The organism is Clostridium vitabionis (genome assembly GCF_015351765.1).
Classification (GTDB): Bacteria; Bacillota; Clostridia; order Lachnospirales; family Lachnospiraceae; genus Clostridium_R; species Clostridium_R vitabionis.
This window is the reverse complement of the sequence record NZ_JADKQA010000001.1, coordinates 595,190-618,763: the sequence shown is the minus strand read 5'-3', so window position 1 is coordinate 618,763 and position 23,574 is coordinate 595,190. Positions and strand designations below refer to the sequence as shown.

Here is a 23,574-nt window from a genome sequence, read left to right as displayed (position 1 = left end):
TCCCCCTCAGCCCATCATCGTTCCGAGCACCTGGTTAACCAGCTTGCCGTCCGCTTTCCCCTTCACGCGCGGCATCAGGTTCTTCATGATCTTCCCCTTGTCCTTCGCCGTCGGCTGGCTGATGCCGAGCTCCCCCAGGACCTCAGTGATGACGGCGCGGATCTGCTCCTCGTTCATCTCCGCCGGAACAAATTCCTGGTACACACGGATGCGGGCAGCCGCCTCCTCCCGGATGTCCGTGCGGTCCGCGGGAGCCATATCGATGGTCTCCTGGGTCTGGCGGATCTCCTTGCGGATCACCGCGTTCGCCTCATCCTCGGTAAGCTCGTGGCCGCCGTCAATCTGGGCGTTCTTGAGAACGGTGAGCAGCACGGACAGGGCGTCCTTGCGCGGCTTGTCCTTTGCCTTCATCGCGGCAAACATTTCCGAACGAACTGTATCAATCTTGCTCATTTTTCTGCCTCCTTACCGGCAATCAGACCTCAAAGTTCCCGAACTCCGAAAGCTTAAGCTTCGGATTCCGCTCCTCGACCATGCCGACACTCCACTCATGGGCGAACAGGAGAAGCGGATTTCCCTTCATGTCCTGGATCATCTTCATGTCGCTGGTTCCCTGGATGGCATCAAGGTCAATCTCCTCCCAGTTGGTGATCCAGCGGATATATTCATACGGCAGCTGGTCCAGGGCTACCTCGACATTATACTCATTTTTCAGGCGGAACGTCAGGACATCGAACTGCAGGACACCGACAGCGCCGACGATAATCTCCTCCATGCCGCCCGAGGTCTCGCGGAAGATCTGGATCGCGCCTTCCTGGGCGATCTGCTCGATGCCCTTCACAAACTGCTTGCGCTTCATCGTATCGATCTGCCGCACTCTGGCGAAATGCTCCGGCGCGAAGGTCGGGATGCCGACAAATTCGATCTTCTCGTCGGACTCGCAGAGCGTATCCCCGATCGAGAAAATGCCCGGGTCAAAGATCCCGATGATGTCTCCGGCATAGGCCTCATCCACAATCTTCCGCTCATCCGCCATCATCTGCTGCGGCTGTGTCAGGCGGACCTTACGCCCGCCCTGGACATGGGTGACCTCCATCCCCGCCGTGAACTTGCCGGACACAATGCGCATGAACGCCACGCGGTCACGGTGAGCCTTATTCATATTGGCCTGGATCTTGAAAACAAAGGCGCTGAACTTCTCGTCAAACGGATCCACCACCCCGGTCGTCGTCTTTCTCGGCAGCGGCGGTATGGTCATCCGGAGAAAATGCTCAAGGAAGGTCTGTACCCCGAAATTGGTCAGGGCGGAGCCGAAGAATACCGGCGTGAGCTTCCCCTCGCTGACGAGCTGCTGGTCAAATTCCGCGCCGGCACCGTCAAGAAGTTCCAGATCCTCGTTCAGCTTGTCGCGGTTCTGGAAGCCGATCGCCTCCTCGAGGTCAGGATCATCCAGCGAGTAATCCTTCTCCGCCACCGCCTTCTGGCCGCTCATATTGGCCTTGAAGGTCTCGATTTTCCTGGTCTCCCGGTCATAGACACCCTTGAAATTCTTGCCGCAGCCGATCGGCCAGTTGACCGGGCAGGTCCGGATGCCCAGGATATCCTCGATCTCATCGGTCAGCTCAAAGGGATCCCGGCATTCGCGGTCCAGCTTGTTGATAAAGGTAAAGATCGGGATGTGGCGCATCACGCAGACCTTGAAGAGCTTGATGGTCTGCGCCTCGACACCCTTCGACCCGTCGATGACCATGACCGCGGAATCCGCCGCCATCAGGGTCCGGTAGGTATCCTCGGAGAAATCCTGGTGTCCCGGGGTATCCAGAATGTTGATGCAGTAGCCGTCGTAATTGAACTGCAGCACGGAGGAGGTGACGGAGATGCCTCGCTTTTTCTCGATCTCCATCCAGTCGGAGACGGCGTGCTTCGTCGCCTTCCTTCCCTTGACGGTTCCCGCCAGGTTGATTGCTCCGCCGTAGAGAAGGAACTTCTCGGTCAGCGTCGTCTTGCCGGCATCCGGGTGGGAAATAATGGCAAATGTTCGTCTTTTCCTGATTTCTTCCGCTAATGTACTCAAAAAAACCTCCACCGTTCCGGGCTGGCGCGGCAGCCCCCAAAAATGTCTGTCAAATCCGTAACATATTTTATAGTTCCCCAGGAATGAAGTCAAGAACCCATTCCTGTTCTTGCCGTTATCTGCGCCTTCCGCTATACTGGTAGCGGGAGGTAAGCGGAATGATCTTAGCTGTTGATATCGCGAACACTTACATCACGGTAGGCTGCATCGACCGGAGGAAAATCTACTTCTGGGAGAGGATCACCACGGTGATCGGAAAGCCGAACCTGGAGTACGCGATCACTCTGAAAAGTATTCTGGAGATCTATCACATCAACCTGTCCTCGATCGAGGGCGCCATCGTCTCCTCTGTCGTCCCGCCCCTGAACCGGACGATCAGCGAGGCAATCCGGAAAATCACCGGCATCCGCGCCCAGTTTGTGGGCTCCGGGATGAAGACGGGGCTGAACATCCGGATGGACAATCCCCGCGGCGTGGGCAGCGACATGATCGCCACCGCTGTCGGGGCTCTCGAGATGCACAGGCCGCCGCTCATCATCATCGATATGAGCACGGCGGTCTCCTTCTCCGTCATCGACGCGGAGAGCAGCTATATCGGCGGCTGCCTGATGCCCGGCATCCGCATTTCCCTGGAGGCCCTGAGCGCAAACACCGCGCAGCTCCCGAAAATCAGCCTTGAGGCACCGCGGCAGGTCATCGGGAAGAATACCGTGGTCTCGATGCAGAGCGGCATCGTCTACGGCTACGCCTCCATGTTCGACGGCATGATCGAGCGGATTGAGGCGGAGCTCGGCGAGAGCGCTTCCATCATCGCCACCGGCGGGCTGATGAAGCTCGTCCTCCCGCACCTGCGCCATGAGGTCGCCTTCGACGAGACGTTGATCCTCAAAGGCCTGCTCACCCTCTATGAGAGAAACCGCCCCCTGCCGGGGAAAATGCACCGTTCCTGATCCCCGCGCCGGCGGATGTTCAAAAGCAGGGCTGTACCCCGTTCTCTTCCGGAGAACAGGATGCAGCCCTGCCGCTTATTATGCAGAGCACTTAACAAGCGCGAGCCCAGCGGGCGAAGTGCGAGTTTAGTGCGAGCTATGCGAATTTGCTTAGTGAGGACAAGCGAAAGCGCAGTCCGAACTTAGCAAATTTGCTTCTTCCCCGGCTTCACGGTCACGCCTGCGCATTTTCCCGGGTGCCGTTCTCACTGATGATTCTCTCCACCTTGTCGCGGCTCAGCGACAGGTTGAATCCGAAAGGATTGACGACCACGCCATCGCACTTCTTCGCCAGCTTTTTCAGCGCCTCGATGTCGAGCTCCTGGGCGGAAAACTGGTGCTTCCGGTCAAATTTGGAAAATTCCACGATATCCGTGAATACCGGATAAAACTTCTCCCCGTCGTTGTTGCCGATCATCGGATGATCGGTACCCCACTCGTCGGTGCAGGGGACAAGATACTCCGCGTCGTAGAGCTCCCGTGTGAGCACGGTCTGCATGCTCTTGACCGCGCTGCGCTGGGCGACCGCCTGGTAGAAGGTGTTCGCCGCGAGAAGAAGGCCGGGGTTGAGCACGGCGCCGTTCTCATTCTTCGGCCGGCTGATGATTGCGAAGAGCGAGAGGGTCATCGTCTCATGGTTCCGGTCGATGGAGACCGCCCGGAATCCGCTGCGGTAGAGGTCGTCGAAAAACGCATGGCGGACCTTCGGGATGATCTGGCGTACCCGGCTGGTCAGCCCGGTATTGCGGACGGTGAGCGCGAACTCCCTCGCGTAGCTCTCGTTAGTGAAAATATAGGCAGCCGGCTCCTCGTTCTCACTGCCAAGATAATAATTGCCGGTAATGCGGACCTCGACGGTATACATGCCGTCCTCCGTCTTCAGAAGCCGGATGATTTCTGCGGCAGTCTTCGGATCGTCCTTGCCCTGCGCGCCGGCAATCAGCTGATGTACTTTTTCCATGCGGAATGTCCTCCGTCAGTGTAACGATAATCCCGGCAGACTGGTGCCGGGATCTCGTCAGATTTTGGTTCAGTTCAGAATCACTTCTTATTTTTCAGAAAATCCGGAATATTCAGGCTGGTCTGCGCCGCTCTCGGGTGTACCGGTGCCGGATTGTTCAGCATCGGGGACTCATAGCGCGGCTGCTGGGCCGCCTCCGGCCTGCGCACGCCTGCGGACGGCTGTGCCTGCGCGGCGGCAAATGTACCGGCCGGCTGCTCCTGGCGGGGCTCGGCCGCTCTCGCGAACTTATTCGTCGAGGGCTGCTCCTGGGCGGCATTGTCGTCCAGTCCGGTCGCGATGACGGTGATGCTGCACTCATCCTGCGCATCGTCGTCCACCGTCGTGCCGAGGATAATGTTGGCGTCCTCTCCGACAAGCTCCTGGACGTAGGACAGGGCATCATTTGCCTCTGCCAGGGTCATATCACCGGAGATATTGATCAACACCTGGGAGGCGCCGTCGATCGTCGTCTCAAGGAGCGGGCTGGATACAGCGGCCTTGACTGCCTCGATGGCCTTGTCGTCGCCCTTTGCGTGGCCGATGCCGATGTGCGCGACGCCCTTGTCCTTCATGACGGTCTGGATATCCGCGAAATCCAGGTTGATCAGTCCCGGCTCATTGATCAGGTCGGTAATGCCCTGGACCGACTGCTGGAGAACCTCATCTGCCTTCTTGAACGCATCCGGGATGGATGTCCTGCGGTCAACGATGTCCAGAAGTCGGTCGTTCGGGATGACAATCAGGGTATCCACTGCGGTTTTCAGCTTCTCGATGCCGGCGAGGGCGTTGTTCATGCGCACTCTTCCCTCGAAACGGAAAGGCTTCGTCACGACGCCGACGGTCAGGATGCCCATATCCTTGGAAATCTTCGCGATGACAGGTGCCGCGCCGGTTCCGGTGCCGCCGCCCATGCCGCAGGTGACAAACACCATGTCGGCACCCTTGAGGGCGGACTGGATGTCTTCCTGATTCTCCTCGGCAGCCTTCTCACCGATCTCCGGCTTTGCGCCGGCGCCCAGGCCCTTGGTCAGTTTCTCGCCGATCTGCATCGTGGTCGTCGCCTTGCTCATTGATAGCGCCTGTTTATCTGTATTGATGCCGATGAACTCAACACCGGCAATATTCTCATCGATCATCCTGTTGACGGCGTTATTTCCGGCCCCGCCGACGCCTACCACGATAATTCTCGCCGAGTTCTCCGACTCGTTCATCTTAACCTCTAACAAGATGCATCCTCCTATCCCGATATCCTGAATATCTGGTTCTGTTTTATCCTGAAAATCTGATGCTCAACTTTGAACGGCCCCACACGATTCATCCTGTGAGGCCGGACCATTGCAAGCTATCTTATAATATATTTGATTTCTGTTTAAAAATCAACTGCTAAATGTGTTATAAAAAATGAAGATTCCGATATTTTTTTATGTGTAAACAGGCGGCTGCGCCTCAGGAATTTTTTTCAAACCGGTAAATCGGGCTGGAATTCGACTCATCGTAGCTGTCCAGATAGAGCGTCCCGTTGAGGTCCGGATAAGACGCGAGGATGTCCTTGAGCTCCATCAGCTTGCCGCTCATGCTGTCCTGCCCGCCGAGCACAACCTTAAGATTCTTGATATAAAGCGTGGAATTCAGATTTTTGTCGTAATTGATCTTGTCTGGCGATATCCCGCTCGTCGCGAGAATCTGCGTCTGGTTCAGGATCTGGGAAAACACCTCGCTGTTATCCACCGGAAGCGCCTGGTTGAGGACGATGTGGCCAAAATGCAGCCCGGTGATCAGCGGGACGCCCCCGATCACCTCGGACGTGCTCTCCACCACGATGCCGTCCTTGTCGAAATACATGTTGCTGCCCATATAGGAGACATACCCGATGACGTTCTTCTCATAGACGATCACCTCCACATGGGTCGGATCCTTGTAGACCAGCTTGTAGTCCGACACAAACGGGATGCCGACGTGATCCTGGAAGCGGTACTTCATATAAGTAAGCAGGGCGCTCCGGGAAAATGGCCCCGTGAAGATTCTGTCCTTGATCTCCTCCTCAGAATAATGCCGGTTGCCGCTGACCGTGATGCTCTCGAGCGGGATGGCAAATACACAGGCAGCTGCGATCAGCAGAATCATCAGGGCGGTGAGAAGGCCGATTCCTCTCCTGTGCCTCCGGAATCCGCGGCGGAATTTCGTGGCGAAGGACTCCTCGCCCCGGAAAGCCGGGTTCCTGCTATCATTTTCCATCATGATCACTCCTCACGGTTCTCTGACGGCGGGCTGATCTGGTTGGACACACTGAGCGCGATGCCCATCTCAAAGAGGAGCAGTGCGACGGATGTACCGCCATAGCTGATAAACGGCAGGGTGACACCGGTGTTGGGGATGACATTCGCAACCACCGCGATATTCAGGATCACCTGGATCGCGATTTGCGCCATGATGCCGATGACCAGCATGGAACCGAAAAGGTCTGGCGCATTCTGCGCAATTTTCACAAACCGGAAGATCAGGAACAGGAACATGGCGATCATGCAGAAAGCGCCGAACAGCCCGAGCTCCTCACAGAGGATCGAGAAAATCATATCATTCTGCGCCTCCGGGACGAACCCCAGCTTCTGCAGGCTCTGGCCGAGGCCCTTGCCGAAGAAGCCGCCGGAACCCACAGCGTAGAGCCCCTGAAGGACCTGGTAGCCGCCGGATTTTGCGTACTTCACCGGATCTACCCAGACAAGAATTCTCCCCAGCTGATATTCCTTGAGAAGCCCGATGCGCACAAGCAGCGTACTGAGCTTCGGCGCGAGAAAGAGCATCGCGAGCATCAGCCCGAACAGGAGATAAAACCAGCGGGATTTCTCCACCACAACGAAGAGCATGATAAAAATGATGCCCGCGATGATGATGCCCGAGCTCAGGTTATTCTTGGTGACCAGGAGGATCAGCGGCATACAATAGAGAATCAGGCGCAGAGCCCTTCTCCAGTCGTTGATCTTCGTCCCAAGGTTGTCAAGAATGGTGGCGGTCAGCAGGATCAGGGCAATTTTGATCAGCTCCGTCGGCTGAAACTGCACGCCGACCCTCAGCCACCGCTTTTTCCCATGAGAGCTCACGCCCAACGGGGTGAACAGCAAAAGGAACATCAGGACATAGCAGAGGAAATAGAGCGGGACGGCCCATTTCCGCAGCCGGTGATAATCGAGCTTGGAGACGACCAGCATCGCGGCAAAGCCGACCAGCTCAAAGACCGCCTGGCGCTGGACATAGTACCAGGATTTCTCGTAGGTGAGCTGCGCGGTATAGGAACTCGCGCTGTAGATCATGATCAGCCCGAAGAGGCACAGGAAGATCACGGAAATCATCAGCTCATAATCATAGTACAGATGCGCTCTCTTTTTTCTCTTTTTGTGCCGCACCGCGGCAGAGGCAGTAGCCATATCGCGTCAGCTCCCCTCACAGCGTCACAGTTCATGAACGTACTGCTTGAATTTCTCTCCGCGCTCCTCAAAATTCTTGAACTGACCCCAGCTCGCACAGGCGGGGGAGAGAAGGACGTAATCGCCCGGATTTGCGTAGGAGGCGCACACCTGGACAGCCTCCTGGAGATCCTCGGCGTACATGATATCGTTGAAGCCGTGGCGCTTCGCACACTCGGCGATCTTGTCCCTGGTCTGGCCGATCAGCACCAGGTAGCGCACCTTCCCGTCGAAGGCCTCGATGAATTCGTCAAATTCATTGTGCTTGTCGTAGCCTCCGGCGATGAGCAGCGTGGGGCCGGGCATTGCCTTCACAGCCTGGATCGAAGCATCCGGATTGGTTCCCTTGGAGTCATTGTAGTACTTCACGCCGAAGCGCTCGGTGACGAACTCGATCCGGTGCTCAACCGCCTTGAATTTCTTTACCGCCTCCACGATCTTGTCCATGGGGACATCCAGTGCGCGGGCGATCGCGATCGCGGTCATGATATTTTCATAATTGTGCCTGCCGAGGAGCTGGACATCATGAACATTCACAATCTCCTCCTGCTTCTCCCCGTCACTGTACATGATCCGGTCTTCATCCAGGTAATAGCCCTGGTCAAGCTTTCTCCGGCTGGAGAACCAGACAACCTTCGTCTTCAGGTTCTCGCCGTAATCCCGGAGGTTTTCATCCTCATAATTGAGAACCATCGTGTCCTCCGCGGTCATGTTCTTGGAGATGCTCTCCTTGACGGCGATATAATTTTCCATCGTCTTGTGGCGGTCCAGATGATCCGGGGTGATGTTCGTGATCGCGGCAACATTCGGGTGGAAGTCGAGCACCGTCTCCAGCATGAAGCTGGACACCTCAGCCACCGTCACTGACTCGTCCGTGGTATCCAGGGCGTGCGCGGTATAGGGATCCCCGATATTGCCCACGACGAAAACGCTGTCATAGAAGGTTTTCATGATCTCGCCGGTGAGCGCGGTCGTCGTGGTCTTACCGTTCGTGCCGGTGATCGCCGCGAGCTTGCCCTTCGCGCAGTGGTAGCCGAGCTGGAGTTCTCCCCAGATCGGGATCCCCGCCTCCTCGATCATCTTGACAAAGGGAACATCCAGGGGAATGCCGGGGCTGACCACGGCGAGTTCGATGCCGATCAGGTCTGTCCTCGTGAGATCGCCGATGACCACCGTCACCTTGGCATCCTCCGGAAACTTGGCCCGGATCTTCGCCGCGTCGAGCTTCTTATTCCCGTCATACAGCACAACCTCTCCCCCTTTGGCGATAAGGAGGTTCGTCGCGGCGACGCCGCTCTTGCCGCTTCCGGCTACCAACACTTTCTGACTCATTTGTCTCTTCCTTCCTTTTCTATTTCAATTCGCTTTCTTCCGGCTGATCAGAGGAGCAGCCAGGACAGCATGCACAGGAGCGCGGTGACCACGCTGAAAGCCGCCACAATCTGGGGCTCCCGGGCGCCGCATTTTTCAAAATGATGATGGATAGGTGCCATCCGGAAAAAACGCTTTCCGTGGGTTGCCCGGAAATAGGACACCTGGATGATCACCGAGACCACCTCAATCAGGTAGATAAATCCGAAGACCGGGATGAACAGCGGAATCTGCATCATATAGGCCGCGCCGGCAACAAAGCCGCCGATCGCGAGCGATCCGGTATCCCCCATGAATACGCGCGCCGGATAGGCGTTGAACAGGAGGAACGCCATGAGGCTCCCGAGAACAGCCCCGCAGACCGGGGAGATTTCCCAGCCGCGGTAGACGGAGACCGCTGCCAGGAAAATGGCCACCGGAATCGTCACGCTGGCAAGCAGGCCGTCCAGCCCGTCGGTAAAATTCGTGCCGTTGTCCGTGCCGAGAACAATAAAGAACAGCAGCGGGATAAAGAGAACCGCCGGCAGTGTCACCGGGATGTGGACAAAGGGAATCAGCATCGTGGTTCCCGCGTCCGACGTCATCATCATCCAGACACAGAAAATGGCGGTAATCACGAACTGAAGCGCCAGCTTCTGCTTCGGGTTCAGCCCTTCGGACTGTTTTTTCCTGATTTTCAGAAAATCATCGAGAAAGCCGACGATTCCAAATCCCAAAGTGAGGAAAAGTACCTTCAGCGCCTCAGGATAACGGAAGCTGAACACCAGGGTGGAAACCACGATGCCGGCGAGAATCATTATCCCGCCCATCGTCGGCGTCCCCTGCTTTTTGAGATGCGTCTCCGGCCCGTCGCTCCGTACCTGCTGGCCGAACTTCATCCGGTGAAGGATCGGGATCGCAGCCGGACAAAGGACGGCGGTCACCGCAAATGCCACAAATACAGCCAGAATGGTATCTCGGATTACCATAACTCTCCCCCTGAAAGCTCAGTGCTTTCCGCTGACGTTGCTTTTTCCGACTGTCCGGCAGGCGGACGTCTTCTCCGTGAGCTCGCGCTCATAATATTTCTGCTGCTCCTTCGGGCTCATCTCCTTCGACGGGCAGTCCTGCCGGCAGGACCCGCAGGGGGTCAGCTGCATCGGCTTATCGCGGTAGAGCCACGCGACAAGCACAGCAAGCCCGGCGACAATCAGCGCGCCGATCACAACCGCAAGAATCTGTGCAGATGTCATAGAAACTCCTTTCAGTTTCCGAGGACATTCCGGATCGCCGCCGGCGTCCGGTAATTCCAGCTGGAAATCTTAATTCCGCTCTTCGGGTTCGAGGCGTGGACAACCTGGCCGTTGCCGATATAGATTGCCACGTGGTTGATGCCGCTCCCGTTGCTGTAGAACACGAGGTCGCCAGGCTTCATGCTGCCCGCGCTGACCGATGACCCGCAGCCGGCCTGGGATGCCGCGTGGTGCGGCAGGCTGACGCCGAAATGCGACATGACGGACATCGTGAAACCGGAACAGTCCGTCCCGTTCGTCAGGCTCGTCCCGCCCCAGACATAGGGGTTGCCGAGGAACTGGACAGCGTAGCTGACCACTGAGCTCCTCTTTCCTCCCCCGGAACCGCCGGAAGGCGCGCTGCCGTTCTTGGAACTGCTCTTGCCGGAGCTGCTCTTTCCGGAACCATTCTTGCCGGAACTGCTCTTTCCCGTGCTGCTCTTCCCGGACGAAGAGTTTCCTCCGTTCCCAGAGGCGGCGGGAGCCTGGGTCTCCGGCTCGGGCTCAGGAGCCGGCGGCGTGTACTGGATCGCCTCATTGAGCGCATAGCGGACATCGACATAGTCCGTCATGACATAAGCCGTATCATCATCCAGCTGGATCTGCACCCAGCCGTCGACATCCTGGCTGACGACGTCATAGCGCTCGGAATTGGAGATCTGCGTCCAGATCTGGGAGTCCGTGTTCGGCTCCTTCCGGACATTCAGGCGGTCCGTGTTGACGATCGCCATCAGTTTCGCATTTTCCAGGGCAAACTGGTTCGCCGCGTCACCGGTCAGGATATATTCCGCCTTCACGTAGCCGGTTACCGGGCCGGACTGGATCTTGTACCACTGGTGATCCGTCGTCATCTCGATCAGCTCGCCGGCGGCCTTGCCCGGGAACTTGCCGATGATCGGCTGATCCTCGCCGGGGAAGGAACGGATATTCAGGTAAGTATCCACATCGGAAATGCCGAGGTTGTCATACATATTGAGGACAGCCGTCCGAAGATCCAGCTCCCTGGCTTCGTTCAGCGCATATTTCACATCCACGAAATCCGCGGAGATATATCCGTCGGGGATCTCGATCCAGCCGTCCTTCTCGCCCTTGATGGTGTAGCGCTCATTCTTAAGCACCTGCTCGACGATCTGGGCGTCCCCGCTGGGCTCTGTGCGGACATTGAGCTTCTCCGTGTTGATGACGGCCATCTTCTGGCAGGCCTCCATGGCCTTCTTCTTCGCCTCATCGCCGGTCAGGACAAATTCCGAGCTGATGTAGCCGTTTAATCCGCCGCTTGTGACCTTGTACCATCCCTGGTTGGACTGATCGTCGAGAATCTCGCAGGCACTGTCCCCGTAGAGCTTGCCGACGATCTTGGACGTCTTGTCCGGTTTTTCCCGGAGATTCAGGAATCCGCTCACATTGACGATGCCGAGATTTTTGTAGGAATCGACGACGGCCTCTTTCTCCTCCTCCGCCTCGGCGGACTCACTCTCCGCCGCCGCCTCCGGGGACAGGGTCGGCGCATCCGTAAGCGCAATCTTCTCCGGGGATCCTCCCCCCGCGGAGGAACCCCCGCCGAACCTCAGCCGGCTTCCGCCCGCGACCTTAACCACAATCACGGCGAGCAGCACCAGGATAACCGCCCCGCCGACAAGGGAAAAATATCGCATCGGGTCTTTCCCGCTCTTCTTCTGCCGTATTTTTCCCAGTATTTTATTGATATCCCTTTTCTGCATGAATGTTCACCTCCGGGTTCAGCCGCCGAGATAGCTCACGATACGGTACGGGGTACGGTAATTCCAGGTGGAAATCTTGATTCCGCTCCTCCGGCTCGCCGCGTGGACAATCTGCCCGTTGCCGATATACATGGCGACATGGTGGACGACCCCGCTCTTATTCGCGTAGAAAATCAGGTCGCCGGGCTGCATCTGTGACGAGCTCACCCTCGTGCCGTGCCGCGCCTGGTCGCGGGAGACTCTCTCCAGCGTGACGCTGGCGACATGCTGGTAGCAGTATTTCACAAAGCCAGAGCAGTCGGCACCGGTGTGCGGGTCATCACCGCCCCAGACATACCGCCCGCCGACGAACTGGAGGGCATAGTTCACCAGCTGTGTCCGGAGCGAGGGCAGCGCAGGCGTGCTCTCCGTCACCGGGGTAAATTTGATCGCCTCGGGGAGCGCGTAGCGCACATCAACGTACTCACTGCGGACATAGGCGGTCTCGTCCTCATCGAGGGCAATCTGCACCCAGCCGTCCTGCTGGCTGACCACGTCGTAACGCTCGGCGTTGGAAATCTGCGTCCAGATCTTCGCGTCCATGCTGGGCTCCGTGCGGGCATTCAGCATGTCCGTCGAGACAATCGCCATGAGCTTCGCGTTGTCGATGGCGAGCTGTTTGGCCTCATCGCCGGTCGCGATGTACTCCGCCTTCACGTATCCGGTCACCGGGCCGGACTGGATCTTGTACCATTCGTGGTCGGTGGTCATCTCGATGATCTCGCAGCCGCATTTGCTGGTCAGCTTGCCGATGATCTTCGTGTCATTCCCCGGGGTCTCCCGGATATTCAGATAATTATCGACCTTGGATACGCCCAGATTGTCATAGAGGTTGAGCACCATGGCCTTCATATCGAGCTTCCGCGCTTCGTTTAAGCAGGGCTTTACCTCCGCATAATCCGCGGAAATATAACCGCCGTCGATCCCGATCCAGCCGTCCTCTGCCGGCGTTTTGACGAGATAGCGCTCGCCCTTCAAGGCCTGCCCCACCACCTCCGCGTCGGTCGACGGCTCCTTCCGGATATTGACCGCGTCCGCGGTGACGACCGCGCGCTCCGCGATCTCCTCCTCCGCGCGCTCCGCCGCCTCACTCCCGGTCAGCATATAGGAGGCGTTCACATACCCGGTAATGTCATTGGAAGAAATCTGATACCATCCGTCGGTGGAATCATCGGTGACCGTGCACGCGGCACCGCCCTGAAGCTTGCCGATGATGTCGGCATTTTCCGTCGGCTCCTTCCGGATATTGAGGTATCCGTCGACATTGGCGATGCCGAGCTTTCCGTAGGACGCAATAATATCCTGCTTCTCCTCCGCTTCGCGGGATGCGTCCGCGACGCTCGCCGACGCAGCTTCCCCCGCGCTGGGAAGGTCAGCCGCTGTCGCCCCGGTTCCGCTCTTTTCTCCCCCGAAGCGCCTTGCCGCTGTCGCCAGCAGAACAATGACCAGAATGCCGATGACCGCGGTCAGCATCCGGTTCAGCATCCGGATTCCGCCGGAGCTCTGCTTTCCGGTGTTTTTTTCCTCTTTATTGGTATTTTCCTGCATATCATCCTTCTTTAAATCGGCCAAGCCCCTGGCGGAAATGCCGTAAATAGACCGCCGCGGGCTGTGGATCTGTATTCCCGGCCTTAAAGCGAAGCGCCCTGGGCGCCCGGAACCCGCGCAGCGAATGAAGCGTGGCTTCCCCAAACCATGGATTCTGAATAGTCACACTAGAATATATCACAGATCATGGCTGAACGGAAGAAGGAAATACAGCACCTCCGGAGCCGTCACCCCTCAGCAAGCCGCAGGAAGACAGCAGGCGCTGTCTCGAGAATCCTGTCATTAAAATCGTATTCCGGCTCGTGGGGAGCCGGCCAGTTTTCTCCATTTCCCACATAGAAGATCGCACCGGGACAGGACTTCAGATACCAGCCGAAATCTTCCGAGGGGCGCCAGGGATTTTCCATCGGAACCACCCGGAATCCCAGTGAGGAAGCCGCCCTGCGGACTTTTTCCGCACACTCCGGATCATTCACCGTCGCCGGAAAGGGATCCGACACGCTGCAGCTGGATGTGAGGCCGTATCGACAGGAAAGCTTCTCCGCCTCCCCGCGGAGTAAGGATTCCATCTCCGCCATCTCGTCCTCCCGCCCTGCTCGAAGAGTGAAAGAGATCTCCCCCTCGCCCGGGGAAATTCCGAAGTCCTTCCCACCCTCATTCATGCCGACTAACGTGACCAGTCGGAGATCTCCGGCTTGCGCCTTCCCCGCACCGGCAGATTCCTCCCCATTCCCGACGGACCGCTCATTCCCGCCGGGAAGCCTGCTTCCGGCGGGCACCCTGCCCCCGGCGGCAAGCTCCTCCGCGAACAGCTCCATCCGCGCGAGTGCAGGGCCGGGATTTCGCCCGTCCTCCGGTTCCCCCGCGTGACATTTTTTTCCGAAAAAGTGGAACGTCAGGCCGCGAGAAGCGCACTGGGACAATGTGTCCCGGACCATGACCGCATTCTCCGGATAGCCGCTCAGATTATGGAAGGCGTACACTTCTCCGATGCCTGCCTCCCGAAGAAAATCCGCGCACGCCTTTCCTCCCCTTCCCGTCTCCTCCGCCGCCTGGAAGACCAGGTAGACGGTTCTCCGGATGCGCGGATCTCCTTCCAGCATAAGCCCGAGTGCCGCGAGACATGCGGAATGCCCGTCGTGGCCGCATTTGTGCGCCGTCCCCGCGACAGTTGATCCGTAGGGAAGATCAATCGTCTCCGGAACTGGCAGCGCATCCATGTCCGCGCGGAAGGCGATGGGCGGGCGCCGGTCCTTATTTTCCCGCGTAAGGACGGCATAAAACCAGCTTTCCCGCTCCACCAGGCGGAGGGAGGTATTCTCCCGGAGAAATTCCATAAGGCGCCGCTTTGTCTCCCGCTCCTCCCCGGAGCGCTCCGGGTGGGCGTGCAGGGTATGGCGGAGAACCAGGAGCTTTCTGCGCTCTTCCTCCGTTAAAAAATGCATCGCCATGCTTATCTCCTCCAGATAAATGCCGCATGGATGTCCACGTCCTGCTGCCGCTGCCGGAATTGCGGCTTTACGGCAGCTTCCGGATTACTGGCAGACGTCCACCCAGCCCTTTGCCCCTGAGAGCCTGTACAGCTCCTCCGGGGTCAGCTTTACGCCGGAATGGTCATTTCCGGCAGCCGGATAGATGTAGGCAAATTTTTTCAGATCCTCGTCCAGGTAGACGGCGACACCGTCCCGGATCCCGAAGGGGCACACGCCGCCCGGCTCGTGCCCGATCAGCTCCTCCACCTGCTCCGGCGGGATCATTTTCGCCTTGGTGTGGAAGGTCTCCTTATATTTATGATTCTGGATTCGGGCGTCGCCCTCCATGAGGATCATCACCGGCTTTCCGTCCACGAGGAACGACAGCGATTTCGCGATCTCCGCCTCCGTGGTTCCGAGAGCCTTCGCCGCGAGCGGAACCGTCGCCGTGGACGCCTCCGGCTCGATGATCCGGTCCGCATATCCCGCCTTTTCCAGGTATTTTCTTGCAATCTCGATAGACATTTCGTTATCTTCCCGATGCATAGAATGTTCAGAACCTCACATGCCGTCTGCACGATTCTCCCCATGTGCCGGACACACAGGAATTCCGCACATCGGCGAAGCATAGCCTCGCCCGATGTGCGGAATCCATCACAGCAGGTCAAACAGCGAGAGCTGGTTGGACTCCGGAAGCCCAGAAAGGAGGCCCAGCCGGTCCAGCTGGTCGCAGATGCTCCGGCCGACCTTCGTCCGGTTCATAAAATCTTCCTTGGAGAGGAACTTCCCCTCCTCGGCGGCGAACATGATCGCGTCGGCCGCCTTCTCGCCGAGGCCGTCGATGCTGCCGAGCGACGGCATGAGTTTCCCGTCGATGATCTGGAAATGCCGGGAATCTGCCCGGTAGATGTCGATCGGCATAAAGGAGAATCCCCGGGCGTACATCTCCTGGACAACCCGCATATCGCGGATGCTGTCCTCATCCTTGGAGGTCAGCTTCTCGCCGGCATCCTTTCTCGCCCGGAGACGGGCAAGATTTTCCTCCAGGCGCTCTCTGCCCTGGCACATTTTCTCATAGTCGAAGGCATTCGCGCGGATCGAGAAGAACGCCGCGTAGTAGGCGAGCGGATAATATATCTTGCAGTACGCGATCCGCCACGCCATCATGACGTAGGCCGCGGCGTGCGCCTTCGGGAACATATACTTGATCTTCTTGCACGACCAGATGTACCAGTCCGGCACATCGTGCTTCTTCATCTCGTCGATCCACTCCTGCTTTAACCCCTTGCCCTTGCGGACCTTCTCCATGATATTGAACGCGAGCGCCGGGTCGAGGCCCTTGCCCATCAGGTAGATCATGATATCGTCACGGCAGCAGATCGCCGTGCTGATCGTGCAGGTGCCTTCCTTGATCAGGGTCTCCGCATTGCCCAGCCAGACGTCCGTGCCGTGGGCAAGTCCCGCGATGCGAACCAGGTCGGACAGGTACTTCGGCTTCGTGTCCAGAAGCATCTGCATGGCAAAATCGGTGCCAAACTCCGGAATGCCGAGGCATCCCAGCGGGCAGCCGCCGATATCCTCGGGCTTTATGCCGAGGGCATCGGTGTTCTGGAACAGGCTCATGACCCTGCGGTCGTCGAGCGGGAACGTCGTCGGATCCTTCCCGGTCAGGTCCTGGAGCATGCGGATCATCGTCGGATCATCGTGCCCGAGAATGTCGAGCTTCAGCAGGTTCTTATCGATCTTGTGGTAATCAAAGTGCGTCGTGATTGTCCGCGATTCGGGATCATCCGCCGGGTGCTGCACAGGGGTGAAGGAGTTGATGTCCTCCCCCACGGGAAGGACGATAATCCCGCCGGGGTGCTGACCGGTTGTGCGCCTGACGCCAACCATGCCCGAGGCGATCCGGTCCATCTCGCAGGGCCTCTTGAAAATGCCCTTGTCCTCGCAGTACCTGAGCACATAACCGAACGCCGTCTTGTCCGCCACGGTGCCGACGGTGCCGGCGCGGAACGTCTGCCCCTTGCCGAAGATGACCTCCGTGTAGGCGTGCGCCCGGGACTGGTACTCCCCGGAGAAGTTCAGGTCGATATCCGGCTCCTTGTTCCCGGTAAAGCCGAGGAAGGTCTCGAACGGGATGTCAAACCCGTCCTTCTTGAGCGGTTTTCCGCATTTCGGGCAGACCTTATCCGGCATGTCGCAGCCGGCCATGCCCGCGTATTTCTTCACATCCTCCGAATCAAAATCGTAGTAATGGCAGTTCGGGCAGTAATAGTGCGGGCTCAGCGGGTTCACCTCGGTGATCCCCGCCATCGTCGCGACAAACGACGAGCCGACAGACCCTCTTGAGCCGACCAGGTACCCATCCTCATTCGCCTTCCAGACGAGCTTCTGGGCGATGATGTACATGACGGCATACCCGTTGCTGATGATCGAGTTGAGCTCAACCTCCAGGCGGTCGGTGACGATCTTCGGCAGATTCTCGCCATAAATCTCATGCGCCCGGTTGTAGCAGATCGTCCGGAGCGTCTTGTCGGAATCCGGAATGATCGGCGGCCGCTTGTCCGGCCGGGTGGGCTGGATCGGCTCGATCATCGCCGCGATCTTCCTGGTGTTCGTGATCACGACCTCCCGCGCCTTGTCGCTGCCGAGATAGGAAAATTCCTCGAGCATCTCCTCCGTCGTCCTGAGGTACAGCGGCGGCTGGTGGTCGGCATCCTCAAACCCCTTGGAATACATGATGATCCGCCGGTAAATCTCATCCTCCGGATCCAGGAAGTGCACGTCGCAGGTCGCGCACACCGGCTTGTTGAACTTTTCGCCGAGGCGCACAATCTTCCGGTTGAGGTTCCGCAGGTCTTCCTCATCATGATACCCGCTGGACTCATTCCGCAGGAGAAATTCGTTGTTCCCCGTCGGCTGGATTTCCAGATAATCGTAAAATTCCACGATTTTCCCGAGACGGCTCTCCGGCACATCGCGCTCGATCGCCTGGAACAGCTCGCCGGCCTCGCAGGCGGAGCCGAGAATCAGCCCCTCGCGGTACTTTTTGAGAATACTCCGCGGAATCCTCGGCTTCCGGGCAAAGTAATTGATGCAGGATTCCGAGACGAGCCGGTAAAGGTTGATCCGGCCGAGGTCATTTTTCGCCAGAAGAATAATATGGTAGGTCGGCATCTTCCGGATCATGTCCGGCGTCATCCGGTCCTTCTCCGCGAGCTCTCCGAGCGTCCGGATCCCGCGGTTTTTCAGCATCTCGACGAAACGGCAGAAAATCTCCGCGGTGCAGCCCGCGTCGTCGACCGCCCGGTGATGGTTCTCCAGGGAAATGTGCAGCTCCTTCGCGACCGTATCCAGCTTGAACCGGTGAAGGTTCGGAAGAAGCATCCGTGCCAGGGAAACCGTGTCCAGGATCGTCGGGTCGTAGGGAAGGCCGAGCCGGCGGGCATTCTCCCGCATGAAGCCGGTGTCGAAGGAGGCATTGTGCGCCACAATGACGGCGTCCCCGCAGAACCTGAAAAACTCCGGGAGCACCTCCTCGATCGGCGGCGCATTGACAACCATGCTGTCATTGATGCTGGTCAGTTCCTCGATCCGGAAGGGAATCGGCACCTTCGGGTTCACAAAGGTGCTGAATTTGTCTGTGATCCGGCCATGTTCCACCTTCACGGCGCCGATCTCGATCACCCGGTCCCGGACCGCGCTGAAGCCGGTCGTCTCAATATCGAAGACGACACAGGGATCGTCGAGGCTCTGTCCCTTCCCGTTGACCACGAGCTCCAGGGTGTCATCGACAAGATACCCCTCCATGCCGTAGAGGATCTTGATGTCCTTCCCCGCAGCGCCCGCGGCGTCGGGAAATGCCTGCACCGAGCCGTGATCGGTCACGGCGATGGCGTCCATTCCCCAGGACTTCGCGCGGCTCACGATGTCCGCGACATCCGAGACGCCGTCCATATCGGACATCTTGGTGTGGCAGTGGAGCTCCACCCGCTTGATCTCGCTGTGATCCTCGCGCTTTGTCCGGAAATCCGCGCATTTCTTGATACCGGAGACCGATCCCAGCGTCAGCTCGCCGTCGAACTTGTCGTGGGTCAGCACGCCGCGGATCACGACAAAAGTTCCCGGCCTCGTCGCGTTTTTCAGATCGTCAAGGCTTTCCTCGGAGGAAAAGATCTTGACGCTGATGGTGTCGGTAAAATCGGAAATGTTGAAAATAAAGAGTTTATTCCCGGTTCGAAGTTCGCGCTCCTCCTCCTTGAGGATCTGTCCGCGGACGGCGGTGATGCCGCTCCTCTCCTCGAGCTCGCTGATCGGAATCGGCTCATCGGTAAAATCCCTGCCGTAGAGGACGTCCTCGTTCTCCGAACGGGAATACGGCCTGCGGGCGCCTCTGCCGAATTTCTTTCCCCGGCCGCGATCCGCAAACCTGTCCTTCTGGCCGTCCCTTTGGCCGCGGAAGGTGCTCTTCTCCTGTCCGTGGGCATCCCCGGCCGCTGCCTTCTTCCGGGCATTCTCCCCGGGGACGGCCTTCCCCGCGGGTGTGCCCGTCTTCCCGGCATTCTCCGGGGAAGCCCCTCCGGCCCCGGAAGCCTCTCGGGCTCCGGAAGCGTCCCCTGCCATGCCGTCCTCGCCGGAGGATGCCGGGAATCCCCTCTCCGGCTCGGCGATCGCCTGTACGCCCTTTTCCGGCACCTGGAGAACGTAAGCCTCGCTCGCCTCCTCCTGCTTGGTCGCCGGCTCATGCCAGGCCAGGGTAATCTCCAGCGGAACCTGGCAGCGCTCATTGAAGATCTTCTCCAGGACACGCTTCAGTTCCGGCGCCTTCTCGCGGGCTATCCGGCTGTCCTCCAGATCGAGGGTCATCCCGTCCTTTCCCGCGTAGGAGATCCGCGCCCGGCGGAACATCGTGAACAGCAGGATGCTGTAGCGCCGGAGCTCCTGGGAAATGCTGTCGCGGTAGACCTCCATCAGGGATTCCGGCGTATACTGCTCCGAGAGATGATATTTTTCCTGGATATGGACATCGACATTTCGCCCGGGGAAAAGCTGGCGGGAGATCGTCCGCTCCAGCCGGTCAACTGTCCCCCGGAAGAGCAGCCGGGGGCTCTCGGTGTAGACGCGCAGCTTCGTCCGGCTGCGGTTCACCGTGACCCTGTCCACGCGGATCAGCTCCGCAAGCCCTAGGAGATCCTGATCCACCTGAATCCCGGCAAATACCTCCAGAAACGCCTTCATGCTATCCCTCCAGTTCAGGAAGTGCTGATTTCCTTCTGATTCTTCTCCATGACCATGCGGTCAAGCTCTGCCCGGAGCGCCGGGAGCAGCTGATCCTCCGGGAGCTTCCGGACAATCTCGCCGTGTCTAAGGAGCAGCCCCTCCCCGACGCCGCCGGCGATCCCGAGAGCAGCCTCCCTGCCCTCGCCGGGACCGTTGACCACACAGCCCATGACGGCTACCTTGATATCCAGCGGATAGTCCCTGACCATCTCCGTCACCTGGTTTGCCAGGCTGATCAGGTCAATCTGCGTCCGGCCGCAGGTCGGGCAGGAGACAACCTCCACACCGCCCTTCCGGAGGCCGAGCGTCCGGAGGATCTCCTTCCCCGCCCGGACCTCCTCAAGCGGGTCCCCGGTCAGGGATACCCGGATCGTGTCGCCGATCCCCTGGTAGAGGATGAGGCCGAGGCCGACCGCGGACTTGATGCTGCCCTCCAGGATGGTTCCGGCCTCGGTGATCCCGACATGGAGCGGGTGGTCCGTCCTCCCGGCGATCAGCTCATGCGCGCGGACACACATCAGGACATCCGAGGACTTGATGCTGATGACGAGATTGTCATAGCCCATGTCCTCGATCAGGTGCACCTTGTCGAGAGCGCTCTCCACGAGCCCCTCCGCCGTGACGCCGTGATATTTTTCCAGAATGTCCTTCTCCAGGGAACCGGAATTGACCCCGACACGGATCGGGATATGCCTGTCCCGGGCCTCGTTCACCACGGCGCGCACCCGTTCATCGGAGCCGATGTTGCCCGGATTGATGCGGATCTTGTCCGCGCCGTTCTCCATCGCCGCGAGCGCGAGTCGATAATCAAAATGAATATCCGCGACGAGCGGGATGTGGATCTGTTTCCGGATCTCCCGGATCGCGAGAGCCGCCTCCATCGTGGGAACAGCACAGCGGATAATATCGCAGCCGGCCTTCTCCAGGCGGAGGATCTGCCGGACCGTTCCCTCTACATCCTCGGTCTTCGTGTTGCACATCGACTGGATCAGCACCGGCCGGCCGCCGCCGATCACCCGGTTTCCGATCCTCACTGCTCTTGTGTGATCCCTGAATGCCATATTTTCCTCTTTTCCTGTGCATCGCCTGCCCGTCAGGACGGCTTACATTCCGCTCCGAAGCCCCGTCACTTTAAGAGCATCCGGATATCATTATAGAAGACAAAGACCATGAGCGCCATCAGCAGGCCAAACCCGGCGATGTGCACCTTCGCCTCCAGCTCCGGATCCACCCGCCTGCCGCGGATCATCTCGACGATGATAAACAGGAGCCTGCCCCCGTCGAGCGCGGGCAGCGGCAGAAGGTTCATGACCGCGAGGTTCACGGAAAGAAGCACGGTCATATTGAGAAGGTTCACGATAACCGTCCCGATCCCGTACTGCCGGGTCTCCTGGACGGTTGTGCCGATCATCGACACGATACGCACAGGGCCGCTCAGCTCATCCGGGGATACCTGCCGCCGGACAAGCATGAACAGGCTCTCATAGGTGATGTACACCCAGTAGCGCAGCTCATAGACGCTGTACTTCGCCGCGGTGAGGACATTGGCCTGTTCATAGGCGCCGCCGCGGATTCCGATCAGGTAGCGCCCGTCCGCCGCCGAGTACGCCGGGGTGAGGGTCACCGTCCGCTTTTCCCCGCCGCGGAGGACCGTCACCTCCAACTCCGCCCCGGTATGCGTCTGGGTGTAGGCGGTCATATCCCGGTATATCCGGATCGCGTGCCCGTTGATGTCTGTGACCGTATCTCCTGCCTGGAGCCCGGCCTCCTCAGCGGGGTACCCTTCCATGACACTCTGGATCACCGGCCGGTCATAGCCCGACATCAGGATCATGACGAACGCGCAGAGGAACGCCATGAGGAAATTAAACAGCGGCCCGCCGAAAATGACAAGGAACCGAGCAAATGCCGGGGCCTGTCCGAACGGGATGCCGGTGACGCCGTCCGGAATCTCCTCCTCCGGCACATCATCCATGTCCTCCCCAAGCATCATGCAGGAGCCGCCGAGCGGAAGGATTTTCCACGAGTAGCGGGTGCCGCCGCAGACAAAGCTCAGGATCCGCGGCCCCATGCCCAGGGAAAATTCCACGACGCCGATGCCGGCGCGCTTTGCCATGAGAAAATGTCCCAGCTCATGAAACAGCACGATAACGCTGAAGACGAGAACAGCGCAGAGAATGTTGATCACCATGTTCTTCCCTCAATATATTCGTCCGTCTCCCGCTCCGCCCGGAGAATCTCCTCCACGGACGGATTGTCCCGGACCGTATGGTGTTCCATCGCCGCCTGGATGATCTCGGGGATCGCGAGGTAGCGGATCTTCCGGTCAAGGAACAGGGCGACCGCCTTCTCGTTCGCCGCATTGAAGACCACCGGCAGCGTCCCGCCCCGGCGGCCGGCCCGGAAGGCAAGCCCAAGTCCCGGGAAATTCACCGGATCCGGATCCTCAAAGGTGATGGACTTAAGCGCCGCAAAGTCCAGCCGCTTCCCCGGAAGAAACCGGCGGTACGGATAGTACAGCGCGTACTGGATCGGCAGCTTCATGTCCGGCGTCCCGAGCTGGGCAATGACCGCGCCGTCCTCATACTCGACCATCGAGTGGATGACGCTCTGCGGCTGGACGACCACCTGGACATCATCCACGGAGACGCCGAACAGCCAGTGGGCCTCCATGACCTCCAGCCCCTTGTTAACCATCGTGGAGCTGTCGATCGTGATTTTCCTTCCCATCGACCAGTTGGGATGCTTCAGGGCGTCCTCAACCCGGACATCCGCGAGCTCCGCTCTGGTTTTCCCCCGGAAAGGGCCGCCGCTTGCCGTCAGCAGGATCTTATGAATCTTATTCATCGATTCCCCCTGGAGGCTCTGGAAGATGGCCGAATGCTCGCTGTCGACCGGAAGGATCCTGACCCCCGTCTTCTCCGCGAGAGGCATGATGATGTGCCCCGCCGTAACCAGCGTCTCCTTGTTCGCCAGGGCGATATCCCGTCCTGCCTCCATGGCGGCGATCGTCGGCCGGATTCCGATCATCCCGACGACCGCCGTGACGACGATGTCCGCCGGTGCCTCGGCAGCCGCCGCGAGAAGCCCGTCCATGCCGGAAAGAACCCGGACCGGGAGATCCCGGACACGCTCCTTAAGCTCCGCCGCCGCGTCCTCGTCATAGAGAACTGCCATTTCCGGGGAAAACTCCCGGACCTGCTCTTCCATCCGGCGGACATTTTTCCCCGCGGCGAGCGCCGTCACCCGGAGATCGCCGTTATTCCGGACAATCTCAAGGGTCTGTGTCCCGATGGATCCCGTCGAACCGAGAATACTGATTTTCTTCTGCTCTGCCATGATTCC

The 23,574-nt window shown here is 58.9% G+C and carries 18 protein-coding genes; 1 reads left to right on the top strand and 17 read right to left on the bottom strand.

What is annotated here, in order from left to right; translation table 11 throughout:
- Window positions 1–6: 6 nt before the first annotated feature.
- Window positions 7–453 carry a GatB/YqeY domain-containing protein gene (locus tag ISF27_RS02630; RefSeq protein WP_194608837.1) on the bottom strand — a complete coding sequence of 149 codons (447 nt, stop codon included), beginning with the start codon at window positions 451–453 and terminating at the stop codon, window positions 7–9.
- Window positions 454–475: 22 nt separating this feature from the next.
- Window positions 476–2,074: a peptide chain release factor 3 gene (locus ISF27_RS02625; RefSeq protein ID WP_194608835.1), complete on the bottom strand. Its 1,599-nt coding sequence runs from the start codon at window positions 2,072–2,074 to the stop codon at window positions 476–478.
- A 158-nt stretch (window positions 2,075–2,232) separates the two neighbouring features.
- Between ISF27_RS02625 and ISF27_RS02620 the strand changes: the two genes are divergently transcribed.
- Window positions 2,233–3,024, top strand: a complete 792-nt coding sequence (locus ISF27_RS02620; protein WP_194608834.1) for a type III pantothenate kinase — start codon at window positions 2,233–2,235, stop codon at window positions 3,022–3,024.
- A 214-nt stretch (window positions 3,025–3,238) separates the two neighbouring features.
- Here ISF27_RS02620 and ISF27_RS02615 read toward each other — a convergent pair whose 3' ends face one another.
- The 15 genes from ISF27_RS02615 to dxr all read right to left on the bottom strand — a co-directional run bounded on the left by ISF27_RS02615 (window position 3,239) and on the right by dxr (window position 23,568).
- Window positions 3,239–4,024, bottom strand: coding sequence for an SseB family protein (locus ISF27_RS02615; protein WP_194608832.1), 786 nt, complete (start codon window positions 4,022–4,024; stop codon window positions 3,239–3,241).
- A gap of 80 nt (window positions 4,025–4,104) precedes the next feature.
- The gene (gene ftsZ, locus ISF27_RS02610; RefSeq protein WP_456236834.1) at window positions 4,105–5,277 is read right to left on the bottom strand and encodes a cell division protein FtsZ; all 1,173 of its coding nucleotides are present in this window, start codon (window positions 5,275–5,277) and stop codon (window positions 4,105–4,107) included.
- Window positions 5,278–5,512: 235 nt separating this feature from the next.
- On the bottom strand, window positions 5,513–6,304 hold the full coding sequence (locus tag ISF27_RS02605; protein ID WP_235985992.1) for a cell division protein FtsQ/DivIB: 792 nt from the start codon (window positions 6,302–6,304) through the stop codon (window positions 5,513–5,515).
- Window positions 6,305–6,306: 2 nt separating this feature from the next.
- Window positions 6,307–7,488: an FtsW/RodA/SpoVE family cell cycle protein gene (locus tag ISF27_RS02600; RefSeq protein ID WP_194608828.1), complete on the bottom strand. Its 1,182-nt coding sequence runs from the start codon at window positions 7,486–7,488 to the stop codon at window positions 6,307–6,309.
- 24 nt (window positions 7,489–7,512) lie between these two features.
- The gene (gene murD, locus ISF27_RS02595) at window positions 7,513–8,859 is read right to left on the bottom strand and encodes a UDP-N-acetylmuramoyl-L-alanine--D-glutamate ligase (RefSeq protein ID WP_194608826.1); all 1,347 of its coding nucleotides are present in this window, start codon (window positions 8,857–8,859) and stop codon (window positions 7,513–7,515) included.
- Between the two features lie 47 nt (window positions 8,860–8,906).
- Window positions 8,907–9,866 carry a phospho-N-acetylmuramoyl-pentapeptide-transferase gene (mraY, locus tag ISF27_RS02590; protein WP_194608825.1) on the bottom strand — a complete coding sequence of 320 codons (960 nt, stop codon included), beginning with the start codon at window positions 9,864–9,866 and terminating at the stop codon, window positions 8,907–8,909.
- A gap of 18 nt (window positions 9,867–9,884) precedes the next feature.
- Complete coding sequence (locus tag ISF27_RS02585) at window positions 9,885–10,130, bottom strand: cytidine/deoxycytidylate deaminase family protein (protein WP_194608824.1); 246 nt, start codon at window positions 10,128–10,130, stop codon at window positions 9,885–9,887.
- Window positions 10,131–10,141: 11 nt separating this feature from the next.
- Window positions 10,142–11,890 (bottom strand): C40 family peptidase, encoded by a 1,749-nt coding sequence (locus tag ISF27_RS02580; protein WP_235985991.1) that lies wholly within the window; start codon window positions 11,888–11,890, stop codon window positions 10,142–10,144.
- A gap of 18 nt (window positions 11,891–11,908) precedes the next feature.
- On the bottom strand, window positions 11,909–13,477 hold the full coding sequence (locus tag ISF27_RS02575) for a C40 family peptidase (RefSeq protein WP_194609650.1): 1,569 nt from the start codon (window positions 13,475–13,477) through the stop codon (window positions 11,909–11,911).
- Between the two features lie 227 nt (window positions 13,478–13,704).
- Window positions 13,705–14,928, bottom strand: a complete 1,224-nt coding sequence (locus ISF27_RS02570; RefSeq protein ID WP_235985990.1) for a M20 metallopeptidase family protein — start codon at window positions 14,926–14,928, stop codon at window positions 13,705–13,707.
- Window positions 14,929–15,012: 84 nt separating this feature from the next.
- Window positions 15,013–15,474 carry a YbaK/EbsC family protein gene (locus tag ISF27_RS02565; protein ID WP_194608823.1) on the bottom strand — a complete coding sequence of 154 codons (462 nt, stop codon included), beginning with the start codon at window positions 15,472–15,474 and terminating at the stop codon, window positions 15,013–15,015.
- A 129-nt stretch (window positions 15,475–15,603) separates the two neighbouring features.
- Entirely contained in the window at window positions 15,604–20,187 is a 4,584-nt protein-coding gene (locus ISF27_RS02560; RefSeq protein ID WP_194608822.1) for a PolC-type DNA polymerase III, read from the bottom strand.
- A 14-nt stretch (window positions 20,188–20,201) separates the two neighbouring features.
- Window positions 20,202–21,290: a flavodoxin-dependent (E)-4-hydroxy-3-methylbut-2-enyl-diphosphate synthase gene (gene ispG / locus ISF27_RS02555; protein WP_194608821.1), complete on the bottom strand. Its 1,089-nt coding sequence runs from the start codon at window positions 21,288–21,290 to the stop codon at window positions 20,202–20,204.
- Between the two features lie 65 nt (window positions 21,291–21,355).
- A complete protein-coding gene (gene rseP, locus ISF27_RS02550; protein WP_207727365.1) occupies window positions 21,356–22,420 on the bottom strand; it encodes an RIP metalloprotease RseP in 1,065 nt (354 codons plus the stop codon).
- Window positions 22,414–23,568 (bottom strand): 1-deoxy-D-xylulose-5-phosphate reductoisomerase, encoded by a 1,155-nt coding sequence (gene dxr, locus ISF27_RS02545; RefSeq protein ID WP_194608820.1) that lies wholly within the window; start codon window positions 23,566–23,568, stop codon window positions 22,414–22,416. Before dxr ends, rseP begins: the two co-directional genes overlap by 7 nt.
- Window positions 23,569–23,574: the final 6 nt, after the last annotated feature.